This is a genomic window from Pseudomonas sp. SDO5591_S426 (assembly GCF_054070755.1).
The window spans coordinates 1-10,049 of sequence record NZ_JBSVXD010000197.1; the positions used below are offsets into that span (position 1 = coordinate 1).

Consider the following 10,049-nt stretch of genomic DNA (forward strand, 5'->3'; position numbering starts at 1 on the left):
TGGCGCGACGCTCAAAGTCAAAAGATCGCAGCCTTCGGCAGCTCCTACAGCTCTCAATCAACCAATGTGCAGGCCATGACCACCGCATCCTCACGCCCACCGACCGCCGGGTAGTAATCCCGACGCCGGCCGATCTCGTTAAAGCCATAGCGCTCATACAACTTGAACGCCGCAGTATTGCTGTCGCGCACTTCGAGGAAACACTCCCGGGCGTTAGCCTTGTAGGCAATCGACATCAAGTGCTCCAGCAGCGTCAAACCCAGGCCGCGGCCCTGATTTTCCGGCTTGACGGTGATGTTCAGCAAATGCGCCTCATCGAGGATGATCTGCACCACACCGTGGCCGACCTGCTGCTGCCCTTCAAACATCAGCCAGATCTGGTACTTGCCCAGCCCATCGAGAAAAATCCCGCGGGTCCACGGGTGACTGTAGGCGGCGTATTCGATCTTCAGAACAGTTTCCAGGTCCGCCTCGGTCATCGGGCGGAACGATACAGCCTCACTCATTCGATTCTTTCCAGCGCGCCATCAGCCGACGCATGGCTTGCCAGACATCAGCCTTACGCTGTGGCTCTTCCATTAATAATTCCAGGCCCGGCAAGGCCCAGACCGAACCCAGGCCTTCGACCTGCAGTTCACGGTTGTAGGATTCGGCATCCGCCTCACCGGCAAAGCGCACCGCCGGCAGGCCGATCAGCCACAGGCAGACGCACGGTGCATCTTCCAGCCTCGCCGAAAGAAAACCCTGGACGAAATCCCGAGCCGATTCCGGCCCTTGATCCATGTTGCCCCGCACCAGCAGCGGCCAGCGCACCGGCTCGCCGATGATCTGCGGGCTGTCCGGCAGACCGGCGGCGCGCAGCATGTCCTTGAGCAACAGATAAGCGGGATCACGGGTCTGGAAGGTTTCGCCTGTGGGTAACTCCACCAGCAGCAGGCAACGCCCGGCGCGCAGCAATTGCAGGGCGAAACGTGGCGGCGGTATCGGCGCAGGTTTGGCGACGATCGGCGCCTCTTCGGCTTCCTCGACCGCTTTTGCACCGGAGCGGCTGCTGGCCAGTGATGGCCGTGGCACTTCGATTTTCGCCCGTTCGGCGGGTTTGACTACCGGCGCCACAGGCGTTTCAGCCACGGCAACAGGTGCGACCGGCGCGACGACTACCGGCTCGGGCATCTCCAGCAGCTCGGGCCGCGACGGCGCGGCAAAGGGCAATTCGGTGCGCGGCAGCCAGTTGACCACCTGCATGGCGTTCAAATAAGCGCGACGACGGGACTCGATAAGCAAAGGTCGGCCACTTGTGGATAACTAAAGTGCGCTGATTCTACCGCCCTTCGCACAAGATCGCCCGCTGTTGATCGATGCACTTTACCGAAAAGAAGCCGACAGTCCGTCCCGAGAGTGAATCGCATCGCCTTCGATGCAGTACAATCGCGGCTTTTAATCGCCAACCAGCCGGCCATTCCGATGATCGAACCCAAGCGCGTCTTGCGCGCCCTCGCTGAACACTGGGCACTTCTGGAGCCACTGTGCGAGCACTTCGACCAAGGCACCCTGAGCCTCAACGAATTGCGTTCACAGTTGGCCGCCCAGCAACTCGACAGTACGCCGCAGGACATCACCAGCCTGCTGGACGTGTGGATTCGCCTCGACATTCTGGTTCCCGTGGCGAAAAGCCCGAACCGTTTCGAGCTCAATGCGCAGATTCACGACTTCCTCGCCTATCTGCGCCGTGAACACCGTCTGGGCCTGTGCCTGGAAATCGAAGCCTACCTGCGCCACCTTGAGCGCTTGGCCGGTTACATCCAGGACGCCTTCGATATCCGCGACGGCAATGATCTGGCCCGCCAGTTGCGCCTGCTCGACATGCGCGTGCGCGACGTGCTGAAAAAACTCGACAACGACGAACAGGCACTGATAGCCGTCGCCGAACGGGCGAAAACCAGCGACCGGCAGATTCCGCTGCGTCAGCGTTACGCTGAAGTGCTGGCGACCTGGGACGAATACGTCGAGCCGATGATCGATCTGGTGAACGCCGACGGCGCCTTCGAACAAGGCGTGCGCAAGGTCGAAACCGTGCTGCTGAAGATGCTCAGCGAGCAGCAGAGACTTGGCCATCTGGTCGATGACGACATGCTGCTGCGCACCCACGCTCGCATCCTCGAAATGCAGACCAGCGCCCAACTGACCTTGCGTCATGCCCGCGAACTGCTGCTGCCGCTGCGTGAAGAAGCGCGTCGGCACAATGCCGTGACCCGTGGAGCGGCGCTGGCGCTGTCGATGATTCGGCGCAAGGGCATCGACGCCGTGCCGCAAGCGGCCATGCCGATGTTCACCCGGCCACAAAGCACCTTCCTCGGCAGCGCCAGTCAGGTCGAGGCCTACGTTTACGCGCTGGCACGTTTCGAACCGAAACCCGCGCGATTCCCCAAGGCGCACAAAACCCACAAGGGCGGCGAAGCCCCGCGCGCACCTCGCACGGTTCGGGAAATGCTCGAACGTTGCGAAGATGCCCTGCCGATGCCGGACCTGATGACCTGGCTGCTGGAGCAAGAACCGGACGGCGCTACCGACGAATTGCTGTACTGGTTCTCGCGCCTGTCCCGGGAAAAACGCTTCAAGCGCGAGCGCCTGGAACGTCGCGACTACTTCACACACGAGCATCAGGTCAGCCTGCGCTCCTTCGCCCTGCTCTCGGCGGGCGACGATGCCACCGAGAATTCTGCGAGCATCCCACATGCATCTTGATCTATCCGAACTGTCCCAGCTGGCGCCGATCTTTCGCGAGCTGTTCAAGGGTTACCACGTCAGCCGTCGCGATCCGGAGCTGTACGCACAGCTGTCGAACTTCCAGGACCAGTACCGCACGCTGTTCAAGGCCTTGGGCTTTGAGCTGGTCTGTGACACCCGTGGTTTCTACTACTTCGTACCGGACCTCGCCGCCGCTGCGGTGAACAAAACTGCGCAACGTCTGGCGCTGTTCACCTTCATCCTCGTCGAGCACCTGGCCGATCAGGGCCGCGATCCGATCGCCGTGCTCGACGGTGGCAGCCTCGGCCGCGATGAATTGCCGTCGCTGCTGGAGAAGTACCGCGACCTGTTCATCCAGGCCGAAGTGCAAACCCAGGACGAACTCGAAGAAAAGATCATGCGCCGCATGACCCAGCTCGGTTTTGCCAGCGAAGAAAACGGGGTCTACCGTTTCCTGCCGCCGATGCACCGATTCCTCGACGTCTGCCTGTCGGTTCAGCAGGACCGTGATCTGGCTGCCAGCCTGCACAGCGTATTGCCGCTGCCGGTACCGGTGCTGATCGACGAAGACAGCGACGAAAAACTGCTGGAGACCGACGACCCGCTGGACCTCAGCGAATTCGATGGTGAAAGCGAAGAAGACGCCCTGGCCCGCGCCATCGCCGAAGAACAGGAGCTCGACGCATGAGCAAGGAACGTTACGGCATCCGCCGCTTTGCCCTTCTGAACACCGCCGGCTACAGCCTCGGCCTGTTCCCGCTGGAAGAACCGCTGTCGGTCTACGGCGCGAACAACCTCGGTAAATCCGCCTCGATCAACGCCTTGCAGTTCCCGATCCTGGCGCGCATGTCGGACATGAGTTTCGGCAAGTACAGCCTGGAACAATCCCGGCGCTTCTACTTCGCCTCGGACACCAGCTACATTTTGGTCGAAGTGAACCTGCCCCACGGGCCGCATGTGATCGGCGTGGTCGGTCGCGGCCCGGGCGGTGGTTTCGGTCACCAGTTCTTTGCCTATGCCGGCAAACTGGACCTGGCCCACTACCAGAAAAACGACACCTGCCTGCGCCAAAAAGAGCTGTTCACCAACCTTGAGCGCGAAGGCCTGAAAGCCTACGAACTCAAGCCGGATGAACTGCGCCGCTTGCTGGTTGGCGGTCACACGTCGATTCCGCTGGACCTGACGCTGATCCCGCTGCGTTCCACCAGCGAGCAGAGCCTGAAAACCTTCCGCGCACTGTTCATCAACCTGCTGCACATGCGCGAAATCACCGCGGCCAAGCTCAAGCAGCTGTTCCTCGATGCGTTCGAACACAGCCTGCGTTCCGGTAGCGTCGATTACATTGCCGCGTGCGAAGAAGCCTTCCGCGATGTACGACGCATGGAGCAGGACTACAACTCGCTGGTCGCCGCTGGCCCGTTGGTCGAAGCCTTGGCCAACGGCGTCAAGCAACGCGACATCCTGCGCGGCAAGCTGCACCGGATCTCGCCGCTGCTCGATTCGCTGCTCGGCACGTGGTCGGACTACGCCAGCGCGCGCAAGGAAGAGCTGACCATTCAGGCCGAGCATTACCGCAACGAACAAGACGCGCTGCAAAACGATCAGCGCGGCGGCACTCAGGAGCTGATGCGTCTGGAGCGGGAAATCACCGGCATCCAGCGCTGGCTCGGCGAACTGTCGGTGCTCAAGCATCGCTTTGCCCTGGTCGATGACGTCAAGGTGCTGGAACAGCAACTGCTCGCCGCCAAGGATGCGCACGACGAATTGGCCGGTGCACTGGCACAGTCCCGTCAGTTCAGCGCCGAGGATCTGGAAGAACGCCTGCGCGATCTGGAAAAACGCCTGAAGTCGGTCAAGCAGCAACTCGATCATGCCGACAACAATAGCTATGCACGTCTGCGCGAAGAGTTCTCGCAGCAAGACGTCGAGCGTCTGATGCGCCTGTTCAACAGCGCGCTGTTCAGCCTGCCATTGGGCGAACATGGCATCACCCTCGACGAGAACGGCGACTGGGTGAAGTCCGTTGAGCTGATCCTCGACGGCTTCAAAGGCGAGCGTTTCGAAGTGCCGGGCCTGTCGATCGACATCTCGCACATCGAGCCGCCAGCTCTGCAAGCCTTGGCGGACCGCGCTGCCTTGCGCGATCAGAAAGAGCGTCTGGACAAAGAACTCAAGCAGCTGAAAACCCAGCAAGCCGTGGCCGCCGACCGTGCCGCGAGCAAGACCCAGACCGAAGCGCTGTACCAGCAAGTGCTGGACGCGCAGAAAGCCCTGGAAGACTTCCGTCGCGCGCAAACCCTGAGCGCCGAAGAAGGCGACAAGCTGGAACAACTGGCGCAGATGGAAGCCGCACAGGACGAATTGAAGCGCTCCAGCGATGCCTTCACCGAACGCGTCCAACAACTGTCGGCCAAGCTGCAACTGGTCGGCCGCCAGATCGGTGACATGGAAGCCAAGCAACGCACCCTCGACGACGCCCTGCGCCGTCGGCAGTTGTTGCCGGCAGACCTGCCATTCGGCACGCCATGCATGGACCCGATCGACGACTCGATGGACAATCTGCTGCCGCTGCTCAACGACTATCAGGACAGCTGGCAAGGCCTGCTGCGCGCCGATGGCCAGATCGAGGCGCTGTATGCGCAGGTCCGCCTCAAGGGCGTGGCCAAGTTCGACAGCGAAGACGACATGGAGCGTCGCCTGTCACTGCTGATCAATGCGTACGCGCACCGTACCGATGAAGCGCTGACACTGGGCAAGGCCCGTCGTGCCGCCGTGACCGATATCGCCCGGACGCTGCGCAACATCCGCAGCGACTACGACAGCCTCGAGCACCAACTGGCGCTGTTCAACCGCGAGATCAACAAGCGTCAGGTCTCCAACCTGCAAAGCTTCCGCATCGTGCTTGCGCCGAACAAGGAAGCGCTCAAGCACATCGACCAGATCATCCACAGCGCCGGTCAATACGAAGAAGGCGAAACCCTATCGGTGTTCGACCTGAGCCAAAGTGCCGAGCAGGACAACAAGAACGAAGAAGCCAAGGAATACCTGGCGCGTCTGGTAGCGGCGAACCACAACCAGCTCGGTCTCAAGGATTTGTTTGAACTGGCGTTCGAGATCACCAAGGTCAACGGTCAGCCGGTGATCCACACCGATATCGACGGCGCCGCCTCCAACGGCACCACCATGACCATCAAGGCGCTGACCAACATGTACTTGTTGCTGCACTTGATGGACCGCGACCTGGCCGGGCGTGTGCGCTTGCCGTACTACCTCGACGAGGCCGCAGACATCGACGAGAAGAACCAGGCCGCACTGCTGGAAACCAGCCTGCAACTGGGCTTCGTGCCGATCCTGGCGAGTGTGAAGCCGCAAGTCTGCGCCAGTGTCGCCATCGACCTGGAAGGCGGCAGCGGCCCGGCCGGCATCTACATCGACGAGGCGGACTGGAAGTACATCCGTCGTCACGATCAGGTGAAGGCGACGGTCAACGAAGAAGCGGATGAACCGGAGCTGGATGCGGTCTGAGGCTTGAATCGAAGGTAATAAAAAGGCCGCGATCCAATGGATCGCGGCCTTTTTCATATCTGCGTGAGCTTACTTGCCGAGGGAAATCTTCGGTGCCCAGGTCAGCCATTCCTCTTCGAACTTGTCAAACAGCGCAAACGTCTGCTCAGGTCTCGCGGGGCTGCCCATGCGCTCGCCATCTGGTGTGGCAAACGCAACGCCACCCTGAATCATGGTTTCCAGCGACTCGGTGCGCATTGTCGCGCCCTTGAACAGGCCGACATCAAAATCAAAACCGCTGGTGTTCCAGAAGCGAGTTCCACTGCGAACCAGCGGCGCATACTTCGGCTCGATCAGAATATGGATCAACACCCGGTCCGCAGTCTGACCCAACTCATATCCGGTCACCTTGCCGACCGTGATTTCGCGATACGTCACCGGTACTCCGGCTTTCAGCGAGCCACGGCGGGCGGCGCTCAGCACCAGACTCAAACCTGCTTCGGCCTTGGCGGTTTCAGGCGGAATGGCCAGGGCCACGAAGTTTTTCTGCGGGCCGAGATTCTTCGCTGGCGGCTGCACTTCGATGTATTGCCCGGTCACCAACGTCTCTAGGTTCGATGTCTTGATCAGTCCCAATTCCGGCTTGACCACCCAGAACTCGCTGCCAACCCGCGCAATACGCTCAGGCACCTCGGTGATGCGCGCTGTGAGCAACACCGATTGCAGGTCGTCGCTGAGGTCGACATTCTCGATCTTGCCGACATCCAGTCCCTTGAAGCGAATCGGAGTACCCGTGCGCAAGCCGTCGGCGCGATCAACCTTGATCGTGATCACAGCGCCTTTCTGGTTGGCCTCTTCATGACTGGCGAACAGGCGGAAACGCGGGATTCGCTTCTGCAACGGTGCCTTGGCTTCCGGCGTTTCAAAGGCGATACCGCCGGCCATCAGGCTTTGCAGCGACTCGCTTTTGACCTGAATTCCGCCAGTCAACCCGCCGGTCAGCGTGATGCCGCTGGCATTCCAGAACCGCGTGGATGCGTTGACCAGATTTTCGTATTCCTTCTCGATATGGACGCCGATCACCAGCTGCTTTCTTTTTCGCGAGAACTGGTAGCTCTGCACCGAGCCGACCTTTACCTGCTTGTAGAGAACCGGGCTACCGACCTCCAGCGAACCGAGGTTTTCGGTGAACAGCACCAGGTGCAGGCCCGGCGAACGTAGATCCAGCGGCGGCGCCTTGGGTCGTGCGACAAACTCACGTTGCGGCGCTGCGCCTTTGTCACCAGGGCGCACGGCGATGTAGTTACCTTTGACCAATGCTTCCAGGCCGGTAATACCTGCCAGGGAAATAGACGGTTTGACCACCCAGAACTGTGTACCGTCGACCAGGTAATCCTCGGCTAATGGGTCCAACGTCAACTCGGCGCTGGCACCCGACAGATCCGGATCGACCTTCAGCGCTTTGAGCGTGCCGACCTGAATGCCTTTGTACATCACCGGCGTACGACCGGCCTGCAAGCCTTCAAAGTCAGTGAGTTTGACCTTGACCTTGATGCCCGCCGCAGCGGCATCGAAGTCTTCATAGAGACGGAACGGCAGGCTCGGATCGGTGGGCGGGCTGTCTTTGCGGTTTTCCGGTGTGGCAAAGGCAATACCGCCGGCGACGATGCTGGCCAGGGACTCACTTCGCACTTTCACGCCGGACAGATTGGCATCGATGCTGATGCCGCTGGCATTCCAGAACCGTGTGTGTTTGCGCACCAGTTTGGCGTAGGTCGGCTCGATGAAGACCTTGAGCTCGACCGTGCTCTGGTCCTCGGACAGCAGGAAGCTTTTGATCTGACCGACCTTGATCTGCTTGTAGAACACCGGGCTGCCGCGGTTCAGCGACCCCAGGCGATCGGCCTTGATCGTCAGGTGCAAACCAGGCTGGGCGTCGGATAGCGGCGGTTCTTCCGCCAGTGCCTTGAACTTGCGGGTGGGCTCGCCCTCGCCCGGGCTGATGGCGACGTAGTTACCCGAGACCAGCGTCTCCAAACCGGTAATACCGGCCAGCGTCACGCTCGGTTTGACCAGCCAGAAGCGCGTACTGGTCCGAAGGTACTGTTCGACATCCTTGTTCATCTCGACCGTGGCGATCACGCCCTTGGAACTACCTTCATCATCGAGCTTCAGGGTTTTCACTTTGCCGACCGACATGCCTTTGTAGACCACCTCGGTCTTGTTGGCCTGGATGCCTTCACCGCTTTCGAAACGCACCTGAACCTCGATGCCGGTTTCGTTGTAGGCACGCCAGCCGAGCCAGCCGCCGATAATCAGCGCGATCAGGGGCAACACCCAAATGGCAGACCAGTTCGAGGCCGGTCGGGTTTTCGCTACAGGCAAATCAGTCATGGTCGTCGTCCGACTCCGTGTTATCCCAAATCAGTCGGGGATCGAAAGTTACTGCGGCTAGCATTGTCAAAATCACCACACTGGCGAACGCCACCGCGCCGAGATTAGCTTCGATACTGGCTAGCCGTCCAAAATTCACAACCGCCACCAGGATGGCGATGACAAAAATATCCAGCATCGACCAACGGCCGATGAACTCGATGAAACGGTACATCCAGATACGCTGGCGCGCCGAAAGCGGCTGCCGACGCTGTACGGAAAACAGCAGCAGCGCAATGCCCACCAGTTTGAACGTGGGCACCAGGATACTGGCGATAAACACCACGGCCGCAATGGGGAACATTCCGTAGTGAACCAGTTCGATCACACCGGCCATGATCGTACTGGGCGCACCTTTGCCCAATGAGTTTACGGTCATGATCGGCAACATATTGGCCGGTATGTAGAGAATGGCGGCGGTGATCAACAAAGCCCAGGTCCGCACCAGACTATTCGGGCGGCGGGCATGCACCAGTGCTCCGCAACGTGTGCAGACCTGATCATCGGTGTCAGCTTCCTGCCTGTTCAATTCATGACATTCCGCGCAAATCAGAATGCCTGCATCAATCGCCCGCATGGGCATCCTCTCCTGATAACGCCTGCCAGATCTGGTGAGGCGACATGACGACCTCCAGCCAGACCTGGATCAGCAACAAAACAATGAAGCACGCCAAGCCAAGGCCTACAGTGATTGCTGCCATATCTGCCAGTTTGACGATCGCTACCAACACGCCCATGAGGTAAACCTCGAGCATCCCCCAATCACGTAGATGGTGATAAATGCGGTAGAGCAACAAGCCGTAACTGCGCCCGACATCAAAACGGATGCTCAGCAATACGACCAACTGGCAGAGCAGCTTGAGCAAGGGAATGCCCATGCTGCAAAGGAACACAACCACTGAGACGCTTTGCATACCGGTGTCAAAAAGCGCGACAACACCGCTCCAGACAGTGTCATGCGACGATTGCCCGAGTAGATTGAGCTGCATGATGGGTAAAAAGTTCGCAGGGACATACAGCAAGAGTGCCGCAATGACCAAGGCAAGGCTGCGCTGTACGACGTTATAGCGATGGGCGTAGAGCTCGTAGCCGCAGCGCGGACACAGGGCTTTCTCGCCATGAGCGAGCTCGGGCTTGCGCATCAGCAAGTCGCACTCATGGCACGCAACCAGATTTTGTAGTGGTAATTCTGACAGCCCTTGGGTGTCAACCGGATCCGGCATAAGCGCTCTGACTCTAAATAGTTGGACCTATTCTAGTGTCCTGGGCCGAAAATAACTGTGCAAAATTTGTGTTGTGACTGATCGCGCTTTTCTTTCGCCCAAAACAAAACCCCAACTGCTTTCGCAATTGGGGTTTCGGAA

Annotated in this window: 8 protein-coding genes; 3 read left to right on the forward strand and 5 right to left on the reverse strand. The window is 59.7% G+C overall.

Features of this window, described 5'->3' with window-relative positions; genetic code table 11:
* Nucleotides 1-53 precede the first annotated feature (53 nt).
* Both rimI and ACW9JC_RS25670 read right to left on the reverse strand, forming a co-directional pair.
* Nucleotides 54-506: a ribosomal protein S18-alanine N-acetyltransferase gene (rimI, locus tag ACW9JC_RS25665; protein ID WP_457458472.1), complete on the reverse strand. Its 453-nt coding sequence runs from the start codon at nucleotides 504-506 to the stop codon at nucleotides 54-56.
* Nucleotides 499-1,245, reverse strand: a complete 747-nt coding sequence (locus ACW9JC_RS25670; protein WP_457458485.1) for an energy transducer TonB — start codon at nucleotides 1,243-1,245, stop codon at nucleotides 499-501. Before ACW9JC_RS25670 ends, rimI begins: the two co-directional genes overlap by 8 nt.
* A gap of 219 nt (nucleotides 1,246-1,464) precedes the next feature.
* Between ACW9JC_RS25670 and mksB the strand changes: the two genes are divergently transcribed.
* Genes mksB through mksF form a run of 3 tightly spaced genes read left to right on the forward strand, consistent with a single transcriptional unit; the run spans nucleotide 1,465 to nucleotide 6,273 of the window.
* Complete coding sequence (mksB, locus tag ACW9JC_RS25675; protein WP_457458474.1) at nucleotides 1,465-2,745, forward strand: Mks condensin complex protein MksB; 1,281 nt, start codon at nucleotides 1,465-1,467, stop codon at nucleotides 2,743-2,745.
* On the forward strand, nucleotides 2,735-3,436 hold the full coding sequence (gene mksE / locus ACW9JC_RS25680) for an Mks condensin complex protein MksE (RefSeq protein WP_338583049.1): 702 nt from the start codon (nucleotides 2,735-2,737) through the stop codon (nucleotides 3,434-3,436). The genes mksB and mksE overlap by 11 nt, the downstream gene beginning before the upstream one ends.
* On the forward strand, nucleotides 3,433-6,273 hold the full coding sequence (mksF, locus tag ACW9JC_RS25685; RefSeq protein ID WP_457458477.1) for an Mks condensin complex protein MksF: 2,841 nt from the start codon (nucleotides 3,433-3,435) through the stop codon (nucleotides 6,271-6,273). Before mksE ends, mksF begins: the two co-directional genes overlap by 4 nt.
* Nucleotides 6,274-6,342: 69 nt before the next feature.
* Here mksF and ACW9JC_RS25690 read toward each other — a convergent pair whose 3' ends face one another.
* Genes ACW9JC_RS25690 through ACW9JC_RS25700 form a run of 3 tightly spaced genes read right to left on the reverse strand, consistent with a single transcriptional unit; the run spans nucleotide 6,343 to nucleotide 9,908 of the window.
* On the reverse strand, nucleotides 6,343-8,646 hold the full coding sequence (locus ACW9JC_RS25690; RefSeq protein WP_457458479.1) for a PqiB family protein: 2,304 nt from the start codon (nucleotides 8,644-8,646) through the stop codon (nucleotides 6,343-6,345).
* Nucleotides 8,639-9,262 carry a paraquat-inducible protein A gene (locus ACW9JC_RS25695; protein WP_457458481.1) on the reverse strand — a complete coding sequence of 208 codons (624 nt, stop codon included), beginning with the start codon at nucleotides 9,260-9,262 and terminating at the stop codon, nucleotides 8,639-8,641. Before ACW9JC_RS25695 ends, ACW9JC_RS25690 begins: the two co-directional genes overlap by 8 nt.
* Nucleotides 9,249-9,908 (reverse strand): paraquat-inducible protein A, encoded by a 660-nt coding sequence (locus tag ACW9JC_RS25700; RefSeq protein WP_457458483.1) that lies wholly within the window; start codon nucleotides 9,906-9,908, stop codon nucleotides 9,249-9,251. The genes ACW9JC_RS25695 and ACW9JC_RS25700 overlap by 14 nt, the downstream gene beginning before the upstream one ends.
* Nucleotides 9,909-10,049: the final 141 nt, after the last annotated feature.

Bases quoted from the DNA above. Each gene is read 5' to 3' on its own strand.
- rimI (WP_457458472.1), bottom strand. From the start codon at position 506: ATGAGTGAGGCTGTATCGTTCCGCCCGATGACCGAGGCGGACCTGGAA.
- ACW9JC_RS25670 (WP_457458485.1), bottom strand. From the start codon at position 1,245: ATGCAGGTGGTCAACTGGCTGCCGCGCACCGAATTGCCCTTTGCCGCG.
- mksB (WP_457458474.1), top strand. From the start codon at position 1,465: ATGATCGAACCCAAGCGCGTCTTGCGCGCCCTCGCTGAACACTGGGCA.
- mksE (WP_338583049.1), top strand. From the start codon at position 2,735: ATGCATCTTGATCTATCCGAACTGTCCCAGCTGGCGCCGATCTTTCGC.
- mksF (WP_457458477.1), top strand. From the start codon at position 3,433: ATGAGCAAGGAACGTTACGGCATCCGCCGCTTTGCCCTTCTGAACACC.
- ACW9JC_RS25690 (WP_457458479.1), bottom strand. From the start codon at position 8,646: ATGACTGATTTGCCTGTAGCGAAAACCCGACCGGCCTCGAACTGGTCT.
- ACW9JC_RS25695 (WP_457458481.1), bottom strand. From the start codon at position 9,262: ATGCGGGCGATTGATGCAGGCATTCTGATTTGCGCGGAATGTCATGAA.
- ACW9JC_RS25700 (WP_457458483.1), bottom strand. From the start codon at position 9,908: ATGCCGGATCCGGTTGACACCCAAGGGCTGTCAGAATTACCACTACAA.